Annotated in this window: 20 protein-coding genes and 1 tRNA gene; 17 read left to right on the top strand and 4 right to left on the bottom strand. The window is 69.8% G+C overall.

Annotated elements, in window-relative coordinates; all coding sequences use genetic code 11:
• The first annotated feature begins 298 nt into the window (after window positions 1-298).
• Window positions 299-2,716, top strand: coding sequence for an Rne/Rng family ribonuclease (locus AS96_RS03035; protein ID WP_036285499.1), 2,418 nt, complete (start codon window positions 299-301; stop codon window positions 2,714-2,716).
• A gap of 24 nt (window positions 2,717-2,740) precedes the next feature.
• Here AS96_RS03035 and AS96_RS03040 read toward each other — a convergent pair whose 3' ends face one another.
• Complete coding sequence (locus tag AS96_RS03040) at window positions 2,741-3,013, bottom strand: DUF4031 domain-containing protein (protein WP_016465126.1); 273 nt, start codon at window positions 3,011-3,013, stop codon at window positions 2,741-2,743.
• A gap of 192 nt (window positions 3,014-3,205) precedes the next feature.
• Between AS96_RS03040 and rplU the strand changes: the two genes are divergently transcribed.
• The 11 genes from rplU to AS96_RS03095 all read left to right on the top strand — a co-directional run bounded on the left by rplU (window position 3,206) and on the right by AS96_RS03095 (window position 10,599).
• On the top strand, window positions 3,206-3,514 hold the full coding sequence (gene rplU / locus AS96_RS03045; protein WP_005053490.1) for a 50S ribosomal protein L21: 309 nt from the start codon (window positions 3,206-3,208) through the stop codon (window positions 3,512-3,514).
• An 18-nt stretch (window positions 3,515-3,532) separates the two neighbouring features.
• Entirely contained in the window at window positions 3,533-3,790 is a 258-nt protein-coding gene (gene rpmA, locus AS96_RS03050) for a 50S ribosomal protein L27 (protein WP_005053492.1), read from the top strand.
• 104 nt (window positions 3,791-3,894) lie between these two features.
• Window positions 3,895-5,415, top strand: coding sequence for a GTPase ObgE (gene obgE, locus AS96_RS03055; protein ID WP_036285501.1), 1,521 nt, complete (start codon window positions 3,895-3,897; stop codon window positions 5,413-5,415).
• The gene (gene proB, locus AS96_RS03060; protein WP_005053499.1) at window positions 5,412-6,245 is read left to right on the top strand and encodes a glutamate 5-kinase; all 834 of its coding nucleotides are present in this window, start codon (window positions 5,412-5,414) and stop codon (window positions 6,243-6,245) included. Before obgE ends, proB begins: the two co-directional genes overlap by 4 nt.
• 53 nt (window positions 6,246-6,298) lie before the next feature.
• Window positions 6,299-7,570 (top strand): glutamate-5-semialdehyde dehydrogenase, encoded by a 1,272-nt coding sequence (locus AS96_RS03065; protein WP_036285503.1) that lies wholly within the window; start codon window positions 6,299-6,301, stop codon window positions 7,568-7,570.
• A gap of 40 nt (window positions 7,571-7,610) precedes the next feature.
• Window positions 7,611-7,838 carry a hypothetical protein gene (locus AS96_RS03070; protein WP_005053504.1) on the top strand — a complete coding sequence of 76 codons (228 nt, stop codon included), beginning with the start codon at window positions 7,611-7,613 and terminating at the stop codon, window positions 7,836-7,838.
• Window positions 7,839-7,847: 9 nt separating this feature from the next.
• On the top strand, window positions 7,848-8,450 hold the full coding sequence (nadD, locus tag AS96_RS03075; protein WP_005053506.1) for a nicotinate-nucleotide adenylyltransferase: 603 nt from the start codon (window positions 7,848-7,850) through the stop codon (window positions 8,448-8,450).
• A complete protein-coding gene (locus AS96_RS03080) occupies window positions 8,447-9,427 on the top strand; it encodes a hypothetical protein (RefSeq protein ID WP_036285505.1) in 981 nt (326 codons plus the stop codon). Before nadD ends, AS96_RS03080 begins: the two co-directional genes overlap by 4 nt.
• Window positions 9,424-9,801 (top strand): ribosome silencing factor, encoded by a 378-nt coding sequence (gene rsfS / locus AS96_RS03085; RefSeq protein ID WP_036285506.1) that lies wholly within the window; start codon window positions 9,424-9,426, stop codon window positions 9,799-9,801. The genes AS96_RS03080 and rsfS overlap by 4 nt, the downstream gene beginning before the upstream one ends.
• 72 nt (window positions 9,802-9,873) lie before the next feature.
• Window positions 9,874-9,949, top strand: a tRNA-Ala gene (locus AS96_RS03090).
• A 179-nt stretch (window positions 9,950-10,128) separates the two neighbouring features.
• Window positions 10,129-10,599, top strand: a complete 471-nt coding sequence (locus AS96_RS03095; protein WP_036285508.1) for a PTS sugar transporter subunit IIA — start codon at window positions 10,129-10,131, stop codon at window positions 10,597-10,599.
• Between the two features lie 59 nt (window positions 10,600-10,658).
• Here the strand turns inward: AS96_RS03095 and AS96_RS03100 are convergent, their stop codons facing one another.
• Genes AS96_RS03100 through AS96_RS03110 form a run of 3 tightly spaced genes read right to left on the bottom strand, consistent with a single transcriptional unit; the run spans window position 10,659 to window position 13,128 of the window.
• Window positions 10,659-11,369, bottom strand: coding sequence for an SOS response-associated peptidase (locus AS96_RS03100; RefSeq protein ID WP_036285510.1), 711 nt, complete (start codon window positions 11,367-11,369; stop codon window positions 10,659-10,661).
• A 9-nt stretch (window positions 11,370-11,378) separates the two neighbouring features.
• Entirely contained in the window at window positions 11,379-12,440 is a 1,062-nt protein-coding gene (locus AS96_RS03105; protein WP_036285512.1) for an App1 family protein, read from the bottom strand.
• 4 nt (window positions 12,441-12,444) lie between these two features.
• Window positions 12,445-13,128 (bottom strand): DedA family protein, encoded by a 684-nt coding sequence (locus tag AS96_RS03110; RefSeq protein WP_036285514.1) that lies wholly within the window; start codon window positions 13,126-13,128, stop codon window positions 12,445-12,447.
• An 82-nt stretch (window positions 13,129-13,210) separates the two neighbouring features.
• Between AS96_RS03110 and AS96_RS03115 the strand changes: the two genes are divergently transcribed.
• The 5 genes from AS96_RS03115 to holA all read left to right on the top strand — a co-directional run.
• The gene (locus AS96_RS03115) at window positions 13,211-14,533 is read left to right on the top strand and encodes an anthranilate synthase component I family protein (RefSeq protein WP_036285516.1); all 1,323 of its coding nucleotides are present in this window, start codon (window positions 13,211-13,213) and stop codon (window positions 14,531-14,533) included.
• A 70-nt stretch (window positions 14,534-14,603) separates the two neighbouring features.
• Window positions 14,604-17,186, top strand: a complete 2,583-nt coding sequence (gene leuS, locus AS96_RS03120; protein ID WP_036285518.1) for a leucine--tRNA ligase — start codon at window positions 14,604-14,606, stop codon at window positions 17,184-17,186.
• 84 nt (window positions 17,187-17,270) lie between these two features.
• Window positions 17,271-17,885 carry a ComEA family DNA-binding protein gene (locus tag AS96_RS03125; protein ID WP_036285520.1) on the top strand — a complete coding sequence of 205 codons (615 nt, stop codon included), beginning with the start codon at window positions 17,271-17,273 and terminating at the stop codon, window positions 17,883-17,885.
• Complete coding sequence (locus AS96_RS03130; RefSeq protein ID WP_036285522.1) at window positions 17,882-20,251, top strand: ComEC/Rec2 family competence protein; 2,370 nt, start codon at window positions 17,882-17,884, stop codon at window positions 20,249-20,251. The genes AS96_RS03125 and AS96_RS03130 overlap by 4 nt, the downstream gene beginning before the upstream one ends.
• A gap of 52 nt (window positions 20,252-20,303) precedes the next feature.
• Window positions 20,304-21,209: DNA polymerase III subunit delta (gene holA, locus AS96_RS03135; protein WP_036285571.1), on the top strand; the 906-nt coding region annotated here is incomplete at its 3' end.

Genomic DNA, 21,209 nt, shown 5'->3' on the forward strand with positions numbered 1-21,209 from the left:
TTATCGCATCCACACGGACGGTCGCTGCTGGGAGACCGAGTGAGCGTCAGAGCACGGTCCGAGCGTCGCTCTGCTCAATCTTCCTCGGATGATGCGATAATGGTGGCCGATGCGTCGCGGCCGCGCCGCACCACGCATCACCGAAGACTTCGGGCGATGAACGCCCTTGGCAGCACGAGTCCCGCCGACGAGCGGGTGAGGCTGCAGACCGAGTGAGTATGCGGTTCCCCACTATCGGGTGACGCCGCCAGAGTTCACCCGACGGCACGCGGAGCCGGCGGCGAGGAGTAAGCCAGAGATGGCCGATGAGAACAACGATCAGTCCACAATCCCTGCCGACGAGGTCCTGACCCCGTCGCTTCCCTCCATCGAGGAGGCTGGTGCGCCCACGGACGTCGACACGATCGACGCGGACGCCGGCACGCACGACGCCGCCGCCGAGGACGCGCCCATCATTGACGGCGCGCCGGTCGCGGAGGAGCACGGCGGCGAGACGGAGGCCGCGGATGCTGAGAGCACCGAGTCCGACGCCACCGAGCCCGAGACCACAGAGCCCGAAGCGACGGAGCCCGACGCCACCGAGGCCGAAGCGACGGAACCCGAAGCGACGGAGCCCGTCACGGCCGTGAGTCTCGGGCTCCTGCCCGCCGAGTTCGTCTCCGCCGTCTCCACGCAGCTGGTCTTCTACGCGCCGCAGATCGTGCCGCTTCCCGCACGTCCCGGCATCCGTGTCGATCAGCGAGACGATCGGGACGAGGGGCCCTCCGAGTCGGGCACGAGCGCGCGTCGGCGCAACCGCCGCCGGGGCGCCGGCTCGTCGGCCGCCGAGGATGACGCGCCGCGTGAGCAGAGCCAGCCCCGTCGGCGCGCCGTGGAGCTGATCACCGAGCCGCAGCGGATCAAGGGATCGACGCGTCTCGAGGCCAAGAAGCAGCGTCGCCGCGACGGCCGCGAAGCCGGACGCCGGCGCACCGTCGTCACCGAGGCGGAGTTCCTCGCCCGGCGCGAGGCCGTCGACCGCGACATGATCGTGCGCTCGAAGAACGGGCGTATCCAGATCGCCGTTCTCGAAGACAACGTGCTGGTCGAGCACTACGTCGCGCGCAGCCAGGAGTCCTCACTCATCGGCAACGTGTACCTCGGCCGCGTGCAGAACGTGCTGCCGAGCATGGAAGCCGCCTTCGTCGACATCGGTCGCGGACGCAACGCCGTCCTCTACTCGGGAGAGGTCGACTGGGATGCCGTGGAGACGGGCAACCAGCCGCGTCGCATCGAGCTGGCACTCAAGAGCGGCGACCGCGTCCTCGTCCAGGTCACCAAGGACCCGGTCGGACACAAGGGTGCGCGTCTGACGAGCCAGATCTCGCTTCCGGGTCGCTACCTCGTGTACGTGCCGGGCGGTGCGATGAACGGCATCTCCCGCAAGCTCCCCGACACGGAGCGCGCCCGCCTCAAGCGCATCCTCAAGGAGGTGCTGCCGGAGTCCAGCGGTGTCATCGTGCGAACGGCTGCGGAGGGCGCGACGGAGGACCAGCTCACGCGCGATGTGCAGCGGCTCACCGCGCAGTGGGAGCACATCTCGTCTCAGGTCGAGAAGATCGGCGCTCCTGCGCTCCTGCACTCCGAGCCCGACCTGCTCGTGAAGATCGTCCGCGACGTCTTCAACGAGGACTTCTCCAAGATGCTCATCCAGGGCGAGGACGCCTACCAGACGATCACCGCCTATCTCGCCGGCGTCGCCCCGGACCTCCTCGAGCGCGTGGAGAAGTACGAGGACGACCAGGATCCGTTCGACCGGTTCCGCGTGACGGAGCAGATCGAGAAGGCGCTGGACCGCAAGGTCTGGCTGCCGTCCGGCGGCTCGCTGGTGATCGACCGCACCGAGGCCATGACGGTGGTCGACGTCAACACCGGCAAGTTCGTCGGCTCCGGCGGCAACTTGGAGGAGACGGTCACCAAGAACAACCTCGAGGCCGCCGAGGAGATCGTCCGTCAGCTCCGTCTGCGCGACATCGGCGGCATCATCGTCGTCGACTTCATCGACATGGTGCTGGAGTCCAACCGCGACCTCGTGCTGCGCCGTCTCGTCGAATGCCTCAGCCGCGATCGCACGAAGCACCAGGTCGCCGAGGTGACCTCGCTCGGCCTCGTGCAGATGACGCGCAAGAAGCTGGGGCTCGGTCTGCTGGAGACCTTCAGCGAGGCCTGCGAGGTCTGCGCCGGTCGCGGCGTGATCGTGCACCACGACCCGGTCGTCAAGCACCGTGGCGCGCAGGCGCCCGCATCGACCGGCGGCCGTCGGTCGCGGCAGAGCTCCTCGCCCGCCGCCGCCGGCGGCAACGGCTCCGTGAGCGGCGGCACGCACGTGATCACCGAGAGTGCGAAGTCCGCGCTCGCGCAGATCGCCGCGTCCACCATCCACACCGCAGCCGAGGATGCACCGGAGGCCGCAGAGGCCCCGGCGGTGACATTGATCGATGCGCAGCCTGAGGCCGCACCCGAGCGCGCCAAGCGTCCCCGCAAGAAGCGCGAGCCGGCTTCTCGCTCCTCGGCCAACGAGCGGAGCGAGAAGGAGATCCTTCTCGATTCGGTGCTGAGCGCTCTTCCGGAGCCGAAGGCTCCTGGCCAGGGTCGGGGACGCCGACGCGTCACCACCGCGGCGCTGACCGGCACCCCGGTGGCGGCGACGCCGACGGCCGAGCCCGCCGCCGAGTGATGCTCGCGCGTCGCGGGGGAGCGGTCAGCCCTCGCGACGCTCGCGTGCCGTGATCCGCAGGCCCGAGGCGATCAGACGCTTGACGAGTTCGTGGCCGCTGACGTGCTCGGCTCCGGCGGCGACGAGGCGCGCCAGCGCATCCTCGGGAACGTCGTAGTGGTCGCGATCGAATCCGCGACGCGGGATCCCGTTCGCGGCCGCGAAGGCGTGCAGTTCATCGAGGTCGCTGTCGCTGACCAGGTGCGCCCACAACCTCCCGTGGGCGGGCCAGCGCGGGTCGTCGATGAGGATCGCCATCCCCGCAGTCTAGGTCGACGCGCGACACGCCTTGCGTCGCTTTTGCCGATGGCCTCGGCATCCGGTAAAGTAGACCCTTGGTGCGTCGAGTTTCGCCTCCGCACTGGATATTTGGGTACACCCGCAGGGGACGTACTCGTCCCATGAAGACAGCCGGGGCCGTTGGCTCCGCAGAAGAAAAACAGGTGTGAAGTGGTTTACGCAGTTGTGCGCGCCGGTGGCCGTCAGGAGAAGGTGGAGGTCGGCACGATCGTCGTCCTCGACCGTCAGCAGGCCAAGATCGGCGACAAGCTCGAGCTGCCCGCGGTGCTGCTCGTCGATGGCGACGCCGTGACGACCGACGCCGACAAGCTCGCGAAGGTCACCGTCACCGCCGAGGTCCTCGGCGAGGAGCGCGGCCCGAAGATCGTGATCCAGAAGTTCAAGAACAAGACCGGCTACAAGAAGCGCCAGGGCCACCGTCAGGACCTCACGCGCGTCAAGATCACCGGCATCAAGTAAGCGGAAGAGGCAGACGAGATGGCACACAAGAAGGGCGCAAGCTCTACCCGTAACGGTCGTGACTCCAACGCCCAGCGACTGGGCGTGAAGCGTTTCGGCGGCCAGGCCGTCAGCGCGGGCGAGATCCTCGTTCGCCAGCGCGGTACGCACTTCCACCCGGGCGCCAACGTCGGCCGCGGCGGAGACGACACGCTGTTCGCCCTCGCCGCCGGTGCGGTCGAGTTCGGTACCAAGGGCGGCCGCAAGGTCGTCAACATCGTCGCCGCGGCGGAGTGACCGCGCGTTCGACCACGAACATGAGGTGAGGGGCGGGCTTCGGCTCGCCCCTCCTTCGTTACATCCCCTTTCCTCTTTCCCCACCTTTCCGTCAGGAGACCGACATGGTGACCTTCGTCGATCGAGTGACGCTCCATCTGCGCGCCGGCAAAGGCGGTAACGGCTGTGTGTCCGTGCGCCGCGAGAAGTTCAAGCCGCTCGCCGGCCCCGATGGCGGCAACGGAGGCCACGGAGGCGATATCGTCCTCGTCGCCGACCCGCAGGTGACGACGCTGCTGTCGTACCACCACTCGCCGCACCGGTCCGCCGGAAACGGCGGGTTCGGCATGGGCGACAACCGTTCCGGCGCCGCGGGCGAAAGCCTGGAGCTCGCCGTTCCGGTCGGCACCGTGGTGAAGGATGCCGAGGGTGAAACCCTCGCGGACCTCATCGTTCCCGGGACGCGCTTCGTCGTCGCTCCCGGCGGCCAGGGCGGGCTCGGCAATGCCGCGCTTGCGAACCCCAAGCGCAAGGCGCCGGGCTTCGCACTGCTCGGTACGCCCGGGTGGGAGGGTGACGTCTTCCTCGAGCTGAAGACGGTGGCCGACGTCGCTCTCGTCGGCTTCCCCTCCGCGGGCAAGTCGAGCCTGATCGCTGCCGTCTCGGCGGCGCGGCCCAAGATCGCCGACTACCCGTTCACGACGCTGCATCCGAACCTCGGCGTCGTGCAGGCCGGCGACATCCGCTTCACCGTCGCCGACGTTCCCGGACTCATCGAGGGCGCCAGCGAGGGCAAGGGGCTGGGCCTCGAGTTCCTCCGCCACGTCGAGCGCTGCACCGCGTTGGTGCACGTCCTGGACTGCGCGACGCTGGAGCCTGGACGCGACCCGCTGAGCGATCTCGACGTGATCCGCGAAGAGCTGGCGAACTACCCGGTTCCCGAGGGACAGATCCCTCTGCTGGATCGCCCGCAGCTGGTGGCCCTGAACAAGGTCGACGTGCCCGAGGCGAAGGATCTCGCCGATCTCGTGCGTGCCGATCTCGAAGAGCGCGGCTACCGCGTGTTCGAGATCTCGACGGTCAGCCATGAGGGGCTGCGTCAGCTGACGTTCGCGCTGGGCGAGATCATCGCGCAGCATCGCGTGCAGGTGGCGGAGGCCCCCGCAGCAGAGCGCATCGTCATCCGCCCCAAGGGTGCGCAGAAGGAGTTCGAGATCCGCGTCGAAGGCGGCACCTACGGCAACGTCTATCGCATTCTGGGCGACAAGCCGCTGCGCTGGGTGCAGCAGACCGACTTCCAGAATGAGGAGGCGGTCGGCTTCCTCGCAGATCGCCTCGAGAAGCTGGGCATCGAGGACGAGCTGTTCCGCGTGGGAGCCGTCGCGGGCTCCACGGTCGTGATCGGGCCGGGCGACGGCATCGTGTTCGACTGGCATCCGTCGCTGTCTTCCGCGGCCGAGCTGATGACGGCTCCGCGCGGGACCGATCCGCGACTCGACCTCAACCCGCGCCGCACCACGTCACAGCGTCGCGAGCGGTACCACGAGCGGATGGACGCCAAGGCGGAGGCCCGCGCGGAACTCGAGGCTGAGCGCCTCGGAGCGCCGGATTCCTTCCTCGACGGGGAGGACGACGAGCGAGCGTGAGCGTGCACGATCGGTCCGGTATCGCGGGGGCGCGTCGCGTCGTCGTGAAAGTGGGTTCCTCCTCCATCAGCGGCGACAATCATCACCGCATCGAATCGATCGTCGACGCCCTCGCGGCGGCACACGCTCGCGGCACGCAGGTCGTACTGGTCTCCTCCGGTGCGATCGCGACGGCGCTGCCGCTGCTCAATCTCGCGGGTCGTCCGTCCGACCTGGCGACGCAGCAGGCGGCCGCCGCGGTCGGCCAGAACGTCCTCATGTGGCGCTATCAGACCACGCTGGAGCGCTATGGCCTGCTCGCCGGTCAGGTGCTGTTGACGGCAGGAGACCTCGAGAATGCGGCACACCGCGCCAATGCGCGCCGGGCGGTCGACCGCCTGCTGGGCCTCGGTGTGCTGCCCATCGTCAACGAGAACGACACCGTCGCCACCCACGAGATCCGCTTCGGCGACAACGATCGCCTCGCGGCCCTCGTCGCGGAGCTGATCGGCGCGGATGCGCTGATCCTTCTCAGCGACATCGCGTCGCTGTACACGCGTCCGCCGTCCGAGCCCGGTGCCGAAGCGATCCACACGGTGCCTTTCGGCGACGACCTGAGCCGTTTCGAGTTCGGATCCGTCGTCGTCAACAGTGTGGGCACCGGGGGAGCGGCCACCAAGGCGTCGGCGGCGCGCCTCGCCGCGGCATCCGGGATCGGCGTGCTCGTCACCAGCGCCGACCTCGTCGAGCAGGCACTGGCAGGCGAAGACATCGGCACCTGGTTCGCGCCGAATCCCGAGACCCCGCCGCGCACGGGCACTACACCGCTGCCGGCGGTGGGCTCCGTCTGAGCGTCGCCGTCGCGCACGGCGGATGCCGTGACGCCGCTCGGTAGAATGAGCGGATGACCACCGTCTCTGTCGACGCGCTCACCGGCGCACGTCAGCGCATCGCCCGCGCGCACGATGCGGCGCGCGGCGTGGGCCTGCTCACCGATTCGCAGAAGGCGGACGCGCTGCGCGCGATCGCGGGAGCGATCGAGGCCGCGACCGACGACATCGTCGCGGCGAACGCCGTCGACCTCGAGCGCGGGGCACGCGACGGGCTGTCCGACGGTCTGCTCGACCGCCTCCGTCTCGACCCGGCGCGCGTCGCGGCCCTCGCCGCCGCCGTCCGTGACGTCGCCGAGCTGCCCGACCCGGTCGGCCGCGTGCTGGACGAGCGCACGCTGAGCAACGGCGTGCGACTGCAGAAGGTATCGGTGCCGTTCGGCGTCGTCGGTTCGATCTACGAGGCCCGCCCGAACGTCACCGTGGACATCGCGGCGCTGGCGTTGCGGTCCGGGAACGCGGTCGTGCTGCGCGGCGGCACCGCCGCACAGTCGACGAACGCTGCGCTGGTCAGCGCCATGCGCGACGCCTTGGAGGGGCAGGGGATCGATCCCGAAGCCATCCAGACCGTCGACGATTTCGGGCGCGACGGTGCCCACGCGCTGATGCAGGCACGCGGGCTCGTGGACGTGCTCGTCCCGCGCGGCAGCGCTCAGCTGATCGAGACCGTCGTCACGCAGTCGGCCGTGCCGGTGATCGAGACGGGTGCCGGCGTGGTCCACATCGTCCTGGACTCATCCGCACCGCTCGAATGGGCCCAGCAGATCGTCGTGAACGCCAAGGCCCAGCGGCCGAGCGTGTGCAACGCGGTGGAGACGGTCCTCGTGCTGCGTGACGCGGCCGAGCGCCTGGTGCCTCCGGTCGCCGCCGCGCTGCAGGAGGCCGGGGTCACCATCCACGGCGACGAGACCGTCCGCGGGCTGGTTGCCGAAGCGGTCGCGGCGACGGATGCCGACTGGGCGACCGAACACATGAGCCTCGACCTCTCTATGCGCGTCGTGGACGATCTCGATGAGGCCCTGGCCCACATCCGCCGCTACTCGACGCATCACACGGAGTCGATCGTGACGGCGGACGAGGCCCGGGCCGAGCGGTTCCTCGCGGAGGTGGACTCCGCGGTGGTGATGGCCAACGCATCCACTCGTTTCACGGACGGCGGCGAGTTCGGCTTCGGTGCCGAGGTCGGCATCTCCACGCAGAAGCTGCATGCCCGGGGCCCGATGGGCCTTCCCGAGCTCACGAGCACCAAGTGGCTGGCGCGTGGGTCCGGGCAGATCCGCACCTGACCGCCTAAACTGAACAAACCCGACTTTCGAAGGAGTCCGAATGACCCTCGCCACGACCCTCGCCCTCGCTGCGGCGCAGGCGGAGCCTCACGGCAACGTCCAGGCCCAGACGTTCATCTTCGGCCTGATCGCGTTCATCGTGTTCCTGGCGCTGGGACTGGTCACACTGTCCTACCGGAATGTCGCCAACCGTCACTCGCACAAGGCCGAGGCGTACGCCAAGGCGCACCCCGTCGACCAGGCGCAGGTGGGACACGGCCACCACTAGGACGCCGGCATGACCTCGATACGCGCCCCCCGCATCGGGGTCATGGGTGGAACCTTCGACCCGATCCACCACGGACACCTCGTGGCGGCGAGCGAAGTCGCGCAGTCGTTCGACCTGGACGAGGTGATCTTCGTTCCGACCGGCATGCCGTGGCAGAAGGACAAGGAGAAGGTCACCGCCGGTGAGCATCGGTATCTGATGACCGTCATCGCGACGGCATCCAATCCGCAGTTCACGGTCAGCCGCGTCGACATCGATCGCGCCGGACCCACCTACACGATCGACACCCTGCGCGACCTGAAGAACGCTCGTCCCGACGCCGAGCTCTTCTTCATCACGGGGGCCGACGCCATCGCTCAGATCCTCGGATGGCGCGACCACGACGGCCTCTGGGATCTGGCGCACTTCGTGGCGGTGTCACGGCCGGGGCACGTCCTTTCCACCGAGGGCCTTCCCGAAGACGTCGTGAGCAGACTCGAGATCCCCGCCCTGGCGATCTCCTCCACCGACTGTCGCGAGCGGGTGAACCGAGGCCACCCGGTGTGGTACCTCGTCCCCGACGGCGTCGTCCAATACATTGCGAAGCACCACCTTTACCGGAGCGAGGCATGAGCACACCCGACCAGCCCGATACTCCCCAGCTGACCCGCCGGCAGTTGCGCGAGATGCGCAACACCGCTTCGACGCCGGTGATCACCCCCGAGGATGCCGAGAAGGCAGCACACCCGGCCGAACCGGCCCCTCCCGTCGTTGCTCCGCTGCCGCGGGCCGCCGCGCCCGTCGAGGTCGCCGAGGCACCCCCCGCGGCCGCCGACGTCGATGTCGACGCGCCGTCGTTCACGCGGCGCGCCGCCCGTCGTCAGGAGCGACTGCGGACGGCCTCGGTGCCGGTCGCCGACGAGACGCCCACCCCGGCGGAATCCGCCCCGAACGCTCCCGTGGACGAACAGGAGCAGGCCGACGTTGCCGCGGGGGACACCCACGAGGCCGACGCCGCCGCATCGGTCGATCAGCGGGATGATGCCCCTCCGGCCGACGTCACGCCGGAGAAGACCCCCGAGCCTGCAGACGATGAGGAGCGGCCCGTCGTCGCACCGACATTCGGTTCGGGGCTTCTCGCCGGGGAGAGCGTGGAGATCGACCTCCCGGCATCCTTCGATCAGCTCTTGACGCGCGGCAGCACCGCCACCGGTGCGCTGTCGGCGCCCAACGCGCTGATCCTGTCGCAGACACCGGAGACCGGTGCGCTCGTCTCGCCCATCACGGGCACCGGTGAAGTCCTCATCACCGGAACCTTCTCTCTTCCCGAATCGTTCGGATCGACCGGCGCGATGCCCGGCCGCACCGATAACAAGGAGACGGACGCGGTCCTCGTCGACGGCGAGCTTCCCGCCTCCTCCTCACCCACCCCGATCGCGGCCAGCTCCGCGATCAGCACGATCAAGAGTGCCGAAGACATCATCAAACCGCCCGCGCCGGAGAAGGGGAGTCGGCTCATGCTGGCGCTCGTCATCACCGCGGGAGCGCTGGCGCTGGCCTTGACCGGCGTGCTGATCGTGGCCCTTGCGACAGGAGCATTATTCCGATGACCACTGCAGACACCACCCGCACCCTCGTGAACGTCGCCGCCGCGGCGGCCGAGAGCAAGGGCGCCGAGGATCTTCTCGCCTTCGACGTCTCCGAGCCTCTGCCTCTCGTGGATGCCTTCCTCCTCGCCACCGGCTCGAGCGAGCGCAATGTCGCCGCCATCGCCGACGCCGTCGAGGAGGCGATGCTCGAAAACGGTGTGAAGCGTCTTCGCCGCGAAGGCCGCCACGAGTCGCGGTGGGTGCTCCTGGACTTCGGCGACCTCGTCGTCCACGTCTTCCACGAGCAGGAGCGTGTGTTCTACGGGCTCGAGCGGCTCTGGAACGACTGCCCGATCATCCCGATCGAGCTGCCCGCACCCGCCGTCGCGGACTGAACCGTGTTCGTTGCACTCCTCGACATGTAGTAAGCTTGAGGGGTTGCCGCGGAGCGGTGACAAACTGAAAATGGGCCTGTGGCGCAGCTGGTAGCGCACCTGCATGGCATGCAGGGGGTCAGGGGTTCGAGTCCCCTCAGGTCCACCAAGAACCCCCGGGTCACCCCCGGGGGTTTCGCGTTCTTGGCGGAGATTCGCCGATTCCTGAGTGAATGCTGTGCGTTTGGCCTGATCGGGGGTAGCGTCCCATGCGTGGCTCGCGCGACATTATCGAGGTCGACAACTGCGCCACACGTCTACGGATGGAGATCGCCGACCCCTCGGGGTGTGGGCGGCGCCGCGATCGCCGCGGGTGCTGCTGCCGAGCAGCGGCTGGATTCGTCGGTTCCGCCGGCGGTCCTGCAGCTTCGTCAACCGGTGGCGGGCCGCGTGCTCGCACTTTCCGAGGTTCCGGATGCGATGTTCACCCAAGGAACGATGGGCCCGGGCCTCGCGATCGACCCCACCGGAGACACCATCGTCGCGCCGGCCGGTGGCACCATCGCATCGGTCTTCCCGACGGGACATGCGATCGGCCTCGCCCTCGCGGACGGAACGGAGCTTCTGATCCACGTCGGCATCGACACGGTCGACATGAAGGGCGACGGCTTCGAGACGCTCGTGACAGCGGGGGACACCGTCGAGGCCGGTACGCCGCTCCTTCGCTTCGACGCGGAGAAGATCCGCCGCGCGGGGCACCCCGCGATCACTCCGGTGATCGTGCTCAACAACGAGGATGCGACGATCGAGTTCGCGTAGGGATCGAACGATCCTGCCGGATACGGCGGGTCGGACCTTCGGGTCCGTCCCGCCGTCCGTCACGAGAGCGGCGCGATCAGCTGCGGGCCGTTGTTGCGCACGTTGCCGACGGCGCGATCAACCTCTCGCATCAGCATCCCGTCCACCAGGGCCGGGGCAGCGTCGATCGTCGCGTCCAGCAGATCGCCGACGTTCTCCGTGGTGGGGTCGAGCCACACATCGGCGTAGTCCGCGTCGATGAACAGCGGCATGCGGTCGTGAATCGAGCCGAGCTGACCCACGGCATCCCTTGTCATGATCGTGAAGCTCAGCACCCATCGTGAGGGGTCGTCCGCGGCCTTCGCGGGGTCTTTCCACCACTCGTAGAGACCGGCGAAGAACAGCGGCTCGTCGTCAGACGGGTGGATGTAGTACGGCGTCTTCACGCCGCCTTCGGTCTTCCACTCGTAATAGCCGGATGCCGGGATGACGGCTCGCCGCGCGATCAGCGCCTGCCGGAACATCGGCTTGTTCTCGACCTCTTCGGCGCGTGCGTTGATCGCCTTCGCACCGATGCCCACATCCTTTGCCCACCCGGGGATCAGACCCCAGCGCGCCGCCTCCAGGCGACGCGTCGGGGGCTCGGTCTTCGCGGAGTCGAGCACGATCGCCACGCGGTCGGTCGGCGCCACGTTGAACGAGGGCTGGGGAAGATCATCTCCGACGACATCCACTCTCAGCACACCGACGAGCTCGGAGCCGGAACTGCCCACGACGAATCGACCGCACATGCGGCCAGCCTACGCGGGGCCTCCGACGCCGTCGGCCGGGCCGCCCACGACACCGATCTCAGCCAGCCTGTCGAGAAGGCCGGCGCCGTCGTCTCCTGTCACCCACGGCACCGTGGCGGCGGTGTGATCGTCCACGGCCGTGCGTCCTCCGGCGAGCACCGCCTCCGCCGGCGAGAGCCGGCGGATCGCGACGGCCGTGACGTGATCGGGGTGCGCGCCCGTGAAGGCCGTGTACAGGGCATCGTCGTGCTGCCCGTCATCGCCGATCAGCACCCATCTCACCTGGGGGAACTCGCGCGCGAGGCGTCGGAGGTTCTCCTCCTTGTGTGCCCGGCCGCTGCGGAACCACCGGTCGTGCGTGGGGCCCCAGTCGGTCAACAGCAGTGCGCCGGGGGGAAAGAGATGGCGACGGAGAAAGCGCTGGAGCGTCGGAGCGACGTTCCAGGCGCCGGTGGAGAGGTAGACCATGGGCGCGCCCGGATGCTCGCGCACGAGACGCTCGAGCAGCACGGCCATGCCGGGCACCGGCTGGCGGGCATGCTCGTTCACGACGAACGAGTTCCACGCCGCGATGAGCGGGCGAGGCAGGGCCGTCACCATGACGGTGTCATCGACGTCGGAGACGATGCCGAAGCGGACATCGGAGCCCACGACGAACACGCGCGTCTCGAACGGCTCCGACCCCTCGACGGTCATCGACAGGGGCTGCCATCCCGGCTGCAGTCGGGCCGGCAGCACGGCATCGATGACGCCACCGCGATCGGCGATCACCTCGTGTGTGACGCCGTCCACGCTCACCGTCACGGTCGCATAACCGACGGGAACGGCAGCGAAGCTGCGCCAACCACGGACGCCGCCGTCGTCGCCGCGTCGACGACGCGCGCGGACGGGAGGGACGATCAGCACACGCCCGAGGACACGAACCCAGTCCTCCCCGCCGTAACCGGGGTACGCGGACACACTGGCGCGCAGCCCACGGGCGCGGGCCCGACGTTCTCGCCACGCATGGAACCGGTACTCCAGTCGGGCGATCCAGAGCACCTTCACGCGCGGTGCGGGTTCGGCGGCCATCGTTTCAGTCTCCCATGCCGTCCGTGCGCTTCGTGCCGGGAGCCTCGTCGTCCAGTCGCATATGGCGCGCCTCGCGTGCCACGATCACGCGCTTGGCGACGTAGGCGAGAAACAGGAAGACGATGATCGCACCGACGAAGAAGTACCCCGCGGTGTGCAGACGGTCGGCCAACTCTCGGTAGGTGCCCGCCGCCGCTGCCGCCACGCTCACGTAGGCCACGGCCCACACCGTGCAGGCCGGCGCGGTCCACGCGAGGAAGCGGCGATAGGAGAACCCGCTCATCCCCACCGTCAAGGGCACGAGGGAATGCAGAACCGGCAGAAAGCGGGAGAGAAAGATGGCCAGTCCGCCGCGCCGTCGCAGGTAGAGCTCGGCGCGAGTCCAGTTGTCTTCGCCGATCCGACGTCCGAGACGCGAAAAGCGGATGCGGGGGCCGAGCCACCGACCGAGCCAGAATCCGACGCTCTCTCCGATGAGTGCACCCACGATCACGACCACAATGAGCACGACGGCTTCGGCGACCGATCCGACGGCCGTGGCAGCGACGATGACGACGGTGTCTCCGGGCACGATCAGGCCGACCAGAACGCTCGTCTCCAGCATGATGGCGACGCCCGCGAGCACCGTGCGCAGGACGGGATCCACACTCTGCACGGCATCGAGCAGCCATGAGAGGAACTCGTTCACGGCTCCAGCCTATGGCGGGTGAAGGTGTGTGCACGCTGTGCATTCGCCGTCGGCGACCGAACGTCACGGCTAGCCTGGAGCGATGAGCTCCAGCCTCGTCGCCCGCCGGCACGACTGGGTCGATCCGGCCGTCGTCTTCGCGACGATCCTGTGCGACGACGAGCATGCGTTCTGGCTGGATGCCGGGCCGGGTGCGACGGCGGGATTCAGCTGGATGGGCGTGGGCGCTCCCGGCGCAGGACCCCGCAACCTTCCTCTCGTGGCGGACGCGCGGCAGCCGGCGGTAGTGCCGGGTCCGCTGCAGGGCGGCTGGGTGGGGTGGTGGGGGTTCGATGCGGCGGCCGCGGCCGTCGGCGCGCCCGCGCGCATCGACGACGCCGACGGACCGCAGGAGCTGTGGCTGCGGATCGAGTGGTTCGTCGTCTTCGACCACGCCGCCCGTGAGGTGTGGATCGCCGCGCCCGCCGGCCGCGGCGAGGCCCTCGCCGACGCGGTGGAGGGCGCACGGTCGTCGGCTTCGCGTGCGGCGTCGCGCCGCCGCGCCGCCCCACGCCATCCGGCCCCCATCGCATCGGCCCGCCAGACGCCGGAGGAGTATCGGGCGCTCATCGCGCAGTGCCGAGACGCGATCCGGGCCGGCGACGCCTACCAGCTCTGCCTGACGACGCGGTTCACGGTCGCGGCATCCACACCCTTCGATCCCGTCTCCACCTATCTCGCGCTGCGCGACGCGCTGCCCGCACACCACGGTGGGATCATCCGCAGCGGCGACACCGCGTTGCTCAGCGCGAGTCCCGAGCGCTTCCTCGAGGTCACAGGCGGCGTGGTGCGCACGCACCCGATCAAAGGCACCCGGCCGCGCGGCCGCGACGCCGACGATGACGCCGCGCTGCGTCGCGCGCTCGTCGACAGTGTGAAGGAGCGGGCCGAGAACGTCATGATCGTCGACCTGATGCGCAACGACCTGCAGCGGGTGTGCCGGCCGGGGACGGTCCGCGCCGAACGTCTGCTCGAGGTGGAGTCGTATACGGCGGTCCACCAGTTGGTCAGCACCGTCGCGGGCCAGCTTCTGCCCGACGCCACCCTCGGACACCTGCTGGACGCCGCCTTCCCTGCGGGGAGCATGACGGGGGCGCCGAAGCTGTCGGCGATGACGATCCTGTCCGCGCTGGAGGGGGCAGGCCGGGGTATCTACGCGGGGTGCTTCGGCTGGGTCGGCACCGACGGTCGCGCCGACCTGGCGATGACGATCCGATCGATCGTGCTGCGACCGCACGGCGCATACGTCGGTGCCGGCGGCGGCATCACCTGGCTCTCCGATCCCGAAGAGGAGGTCGCCGAGGTCGGGCTCAAAGCCCGCGGCCCCCTCGCCGCGCTGGGTGCGAATCTGCCGCCGGGATGGTAGGACGGGTCCGCTAACCTGGAAGGACGCCTTTCGTGCGTTCCCGAGCTTTCAGATTGGTCTTCCCCTTCCCATGAGCAGCCCCACAGACATCGCCACCGCCGCCGAGAACGGACCGTACGACGTGCACGCCGTGCAGGAAAAGTGGCAGCGCATCTGGGCCGAGAAGGACCCGTTCCGCGCCGGCGGTGAAGACGACACCCGCCCGCGAAAGTACGTGCTCGCGATGTTCCCCTACCCGTCGGGCGACCTGCACATGGGGCACGCGGAGAACTACCTCTACTCCGACATCGTTGCGCGCTTCTGGCGTCACCGCGGGTACAACGTGCTCAACCCGATCGGCTGGGACAGCTTCGGCCTGCCCGCCGAGAACGCCGCCATCAAGCGCGGCGTCGAGCCGCGCGGCTGGACCTACGGCAACATCGCGCAGCAGCGCTCCAGCATGCAGCAGTACGGCGTCTCGTTCGACTGGTCGCGCGTACTGCACACCTCCGACCCGGAGTACTACCGCTGGAACCAGTGGCTCTTCCAGCGGCTCTATGAGAAGGGCCTCGCGTACCGCAAGGATGCGCTCGTCAACTGGGACCCGGTCGACCAGACCGTGCTCGCCAACGAGCAGGTGCTGCCCGACGGGACATCGGAGCGCAGCGGCGCCGTGGTCGTCAAGAAGAAGCTCACCCAGTGGTTCTTCCGCATCACTGAGTACGCCGACCGCCTGCTCGACGACCTGAATCAGCTCGAGGGCTTCTGGCCGCACAAGGTGCTGCAGATGCAGCGCAACTGGATCGGACGCTCCGTCGGCGCCGACATCGACTTCGAGATCGAAGGCCGCGCCGACAAGATCACCGTGTTCTCGACGCGCCCCGACACCCTCTACGGCGCGACGTTCATGGTCGTCGCCCCGGACTCCGACCTCGCCGCGGAGCTCGTAGCCTCGGCATCCCCGGAGGCACGCATGCGCTTCCAGGACTACCTCGACACCGTGCAGAAGACGAGCGAGATCGACCGGCAGACCGCCGACCGCCCGAAGACCGGCGTGTTCCTGGAGCGGTACGCGGTCAACCCGGTCACGGGGGAGCGGCTGCCCATCTGGGCCGCGGACTACGTTCTCGCCGGCTACGGCCACGGCGCCGTCATGGCGGTTCCCGCCCACGATCAGCGCGACCTCGACTTCGCCCGTGCGTTCGATCTGCCCGTCAAGGTGGTCGTCGACACGACAGCCCCCGTGACCGGCGCGATCCCGGTGATCGAACTGGATGCCGAGGGCGTGCCGATCGATCCGGGTGCTCCGGGCATCGACGAGATCGACCCGGCGAAGACCGGCGTGGCGCTCACGGGCGACGGCCGGATGATGAACTCCGGCCCCCTCGACGGACTGAGCAAGCGCAACGCCATCGCCCGGGCCATCGAGCAGCTCGAGGCCGCCGGAACCGGTCGCGCCGCGAAGACCTATCGCCTCCGCGACTGGCTCATCTCACGCCAGCGCTACTGGGGCACGCCGATCCCGATGGTGCACACCGCCGATGGGCGCATCGTGCCCGTGCCGGACGAGCAGCTGCCCGTCGAGCTGCCGGCCATGGAGGGCCTCGACCTGACGCCGAAGGGCTCTTCTCCGCTGGGCGCCGCGACCGGATGGGTGGAGACCGTCGACCCCGAGACGGGCGAGCCGGCCCTGCGCGACCCCGACACGATGGACACGTTCGTCGACAGCTCCTGGTACTTCCTGCGGTTCCTGTCACCGGGCGACACGACGAAGGCGTTCTCCTCGAAGGACGCCGACCGATGGGGTCCGGTGGACTTCTACATCGGCGGCGTCGAGCACGCCATCCTGCACCTGCTGTACGCGCGCTTCATCACGAAGGCGCTGTTCGATATGGGCCTCGTCGAGTTCACCGAGCCGTTCTCCCACCTCATCAACCAGGGCATGGTCATCCTCGACGGCGCCAAGATGAGCAAGAGCAAGGGCAACCTCGTGCTCTTCCAGGACGAGCTGAACGCCCACGGTGCCGACGCCCTGCGGGTCGCGCTCGCCTTCGCCGGTCCGGTGGAGGACGACAAGGACTGGAGCGATGTCTCGACGACGGGAGCCGCGAAGTTCCTGGCGCGCGCCTGGCGCATCGCGCATGAGGTGACCAGCGCTCCGGACGTCGTGTGGGCCGAGGGAGACCAGGCGCTTCGCCGTGTCACCCATCGTCTGTGGGCCGACGCCCCGGCGCTGATCGAGCAGACCAAGTTCAACGTCGTCGTCGCCCGCTTGATGGAGCTCGTCAACGCGACGCGCAAGACGATCGACGGCCCCGCCGGGGCGGGCGACCCTGCCGTCCGCGAGGCCGCCGAGGCGATCGCGATGGTCCTCGACCTGTTCGCTCCGCACACGGCCGAGGAGATGTGGGAGCAGCTCGGTTACGAGCCGTTCGTGGGTCTCGCCACCTGGCGTCAGGCCGATCCGACGCTGCTGGTCGAGGAGTCGGTCACCGCGGTCGTGCAGATCGACGGCAAGGTGCGCGGCACGCTGACGGTGCCGGCGCGCATCTCGGCCGACGAGCTGGAGGCGCTGGCGCGCGCGGACGAGAAGGTCGTGCGCTCACTCGTCGGACGCGAGATCGCGCGCGTCGTCGTCCGCGCTCCCAAGGTCGTCAGCTTCACCACCGCGTAGTCTCCTCCCCATGAGGGCGGCGGCGGCCGCTCGTCCACGGATGCCGCGCGGGCGCTGAGCCTGGCGGTGCGCCGATGGCACGGTGTGGAGGTGAGTCCGCCCGGCATCGATCACGCACCGCGCACCGCCGCCGACGCGCATCGCGCGCGTCGGCGGCGCGTCGGCACCGGTGCGGCCCTGGTGCTGGTGCTGGCCGCCGCGGCGATCGCGGTCGCGGTGGGATTCGTCCGCTCGGTGGCCACCGCCGACACCGGCGTCGCGGTGGCGCCCGTCGAGATCTCGGCCGCAGCGCTCTACGTGCACGTGTCGGGTGCCGTGGAGCGCCCCGGGCTCTACCGCCTCGACGGCGGAGCGCGCGTCGTCGATGTGGTCTCCGCGGCGGGCGGGTTCACGGACACCGCCGATCGCACGGCGGTCAATCTGGCGCGACCTCTCGTAGACGGCGAGCAGGTGCAGGTGCCGGAGGTGGGGGAGGCGTCGTCCACCGGCGCACCCGTCAGCGGTGACGGACGCGTGAACCTCAACACCGCCGACGTCGCCGCCCTCGACACGCTTCCGCGCGTCGGACCCGCGATCGCAGAGCGCATCATCGCGTGGCGCGAGGAGAACGGCCGGTTCACCAGCGTCGACGATCTGCTGTCGGTTCCCGGCATCGGCGAGAAGATGCTCGCCGGCCTCCGCGACCTGGTGACGGTGTGACCGGCACCGCAGCGACGACACCTCAGCCGACCCGAGCCGGCCGGGGCGGCCGCTCCCTGCGACGCCGGGACGTGCGCCTCGTGCCCGTCGCCGCCGGTGCGTGGGTGACCGCCGGGGTCGTCACCGGCACGGCGGATGCCGCGGCATCCGCGTCCGCGCTGCTCTGGTCGAGCGCACTCGTGGTCGTCCTCGCGCTGGTGCACCGGCGGCGACGCTCCGCTGCGTTCCGGGCGGGGCGCATCGCTCCTGCGCTCGCCCTGGTCGCCATCGTCCTGGCCGTCGCGGCGGGGGTCGCCTCGCACGTCGCCTCCGCGCTGCCTGCTCGCGGAGCCGTTGCGGCGGCCGAGATCGCCGGGGGCCGTGCGCTGACGGTCGACGTCGTCGCGGTCGGCAAGATCGAACGCGGCGCGGCCGGCTGGCGATTCGACGCCGTGCTGCAGCGGCTCGCCTACGGAGAAACCACGATCACGACACCGGTGCCGGTGCTCGTACGCACCGGCGACATCCCGCCGGGACTCGATCTCGGCGCCCGCGTGAGCCTGACCGGAACGGCATGGGCCGCGGGCCCCGGCGAACGGGCCGTCCTCGTCGTCGACGCGTCCGCGACGCCGACGCTCATCGCCGCACCGACGGGAGTGTTCGCTCTCGCCTCGCTCCTGCGCCACGGACTGAGCGCCGTCACGACCGGGCTCCCCGATCCCGGCGGCGGCCTCATCGCGGGTCTCGCGGTCGGCGACACCTCGGGAGTCTCGGACGGGCTCGATGCGGCGATGAAGTCCTCTTCGCTGTCGCACCTCACTGCCGTGAGCGGGGCCAACTGCGCCCTGGTCGTCGGGATCGCCTTCGCGCTGGCGGCCCTGTGCGGAGCGCGCCGCGCCCTCCGGGTGATCGCAGGCCTCGGCACCCTCGTCGCGTTCGTGATCCTCGTCTCGCCGGAGCCGAGCGTCATCCGCGCGGCGACGATGGCCGCCATCGCCATGCTGGGCCTGCTGCTGGGCCGCACCGGGGCGGGGCTCTCCTTGCTGACGGCATCCATCGTCCTCCTGCTCCTGCTCGACCCGTGGCTGTCGCGCTCGATCGGGTTCGCCCTCTCGGTCGCCGCCACCGCCGCGCTTCTCGTCCTCGCCGGGCCCCTCGCAGATGGCCTCTCGCGGTGGATGCCGCGCACACTCGCCCTTTTCGTCGCCGTGCCGCTGTCCGCTCAGCTCGCGTGCGGCCCCATCATCGTGCTGATCTCGCCCCAGGTGTCGATCTACGGTGTGGCGGCGAACATGCTCGCCGCGCCGGCCGCGCCGGTGGGCACCGTTCTGGGGCTCGCCGCCTGCCTGTGCGCCGGCATCCCCCTCCTGGGTGCGGGACTCGCGGCGCTCGCCTGGGTGCCGGCAGCCTGGATCGCCGCCACCGCCACGACACTCAGCACCCTGCCGGGCAGCGCGATCTGGTGGCCCGAGGGCGTCGGGGGCCTGGCCGCCCTGACCCTTGCCAGCGCGGCCGTGGTCGTCCTGCTGCTGCGCACACCGCGATCGGCTCGGGTCGCCGCAGTCGTGGTCCTGGCCGTCACCGCGGTCGTCGTGCCCGCAACCGGTCCCGCCGCGCAGGTCGGTCTTCGCGCCCGCCTTCCCGTCGCCTGGTCGATCGCGGTGTGCGACGTCGGCCAGGGCGATGCGATCGCGATCCGCGCCGCCGGTCGCGTCGCGCTCGTGGATACCGGCCCCGATCCGCAGGCGCTCACGAGCTGCCTGGAGACGCTCGGTGTGGACCGGGTGGACCTTCTGGTCCTCACCCATTTCGACCACGACCACGACGGAGGAACGCGCGCGGTCGCCGGCCGCGTCGACACCGTTCTGCACGGACCGACAGGTGCGCCCGACGACGAACGCACACTGGCCCGGTTGAGCGACGCGGGAGCCCACCTCGTCCGTGCCGACGCGGGGATGACCGGCACCCTCGGCGATGCCCGCTGGCGCGTGCTGTGGCCGCAGCCGCGCACCGCCGCAGGAAACGACGGCAGCGTCGTGATCGACATCGCCGGCCCGACCGTGCCTCCGATGCTGATGCTGGGTGACCTCTCTGCCGAGGGTCAGCGGCGCCTGATGGCGACGGCATCCCTGCGCGCCGCCTACACGATCGTGAAGGTCTCGCACCACGGCAGCGCCGACCAGGAACCGCGGCTGTACGGACGGCTCCGTGCCGCGGTGGCGTTGATCTCGGTCGGAGCGAACACCTACGGGCATCCGCGAAGCGAGACCCTCGCGATGCTCGAGTCCTTGGGTGCGCGGCTGGCCCGCACCGACGTGGAAGGTCTCCTCATGCTGTGGACGGAAGCGTCGAGTGTGCGGCTGTGGCACGAGAAGGGATCTCCGTGAGCTGCGGCCGAGCGCTGCCTCGGTGTCACAAGCCGTCGGTAGGCTGGTGTTCATGCCTTCCGCGCCGCGTCGTCCCGCCTCTCGTGGAGGCGCGCGCACCGCGTCGGCGATCCCGCAGATCTCCTGGCGGTCGCCGCAGCCTGCCCCCGTTGTTCTGGTGTCGGGACCGGAGGACGTCTGCGCGGAGCGGGCGACCGCCGGCATCCGCGAGTTCCTCCGCGCGGAGGATGCGAGCCTGGAGGTCTCCGACCTGCGGGCCGACGACTACACCTCCGGAAGCCTGCTGACACTCACGTCGCCGTCGCTGTTCGGCGAGCCGCGGCTCGTGCGCGTCGGAGGCGTCGAGAAGTGCTCCGACGCTTTCCTGACCGAGGCCCTCGCCTACATCGAGGCCCCCCAGGACGGCGCCACGGTGGTGCTCCGCCACACCGGTTCCAGCGTGCGCGGCAAGAAGCTGCTCGATGCGATCCGATCCGGTACCGGTGGCGGCATCGAGATCGCGTGCCCGGCCGTCAAGCGCGACTCCGACCGCTTCGACTTCGCAGCCGGGGAGTTCCAGACGGCGCGCAAGAAGATCGCGCCGGTTGCTCTCCGCGCGCTCGTGGGCGCATTCTCCGACGACCTCACCGAGCTCGCCGCGGCCTGCCAGCAGCTCATCTCCGACGTGCCCGGCGACATCACCGAGCAGATCGTCGAGCGGTATTACGGCGGCCGCGTGGAGACCTCGGCGTTCACGGTCGCCGACACCGCCATCGCCGGCCGCTACGGCGATGCTCTCGTGGCTCTTCGCCACGCCCTCGCCAGCGGCGCCGATCCGGTGCCGCTCGTTGCCGCGATCGCCTCGAAGCTGCGAACGATGGCGCGCGTCGCCGGCATCCGAGAGTCGTCCGCGTCACTCGCGGCTCGACTCGGCATGAAGGACTGGCAGGTCGATCGCGCCCGTCGTGACCTCACGGGG

This window comes from Microbacterium sp. MRS-1 (assembly GCF_000585455.1).
GTDB lineage: Bacteria > Actinomycetota > Actinomycetes > Actinomycetales > Microbacteriaceae > Microbacterium > Microbacterium laevaniformans.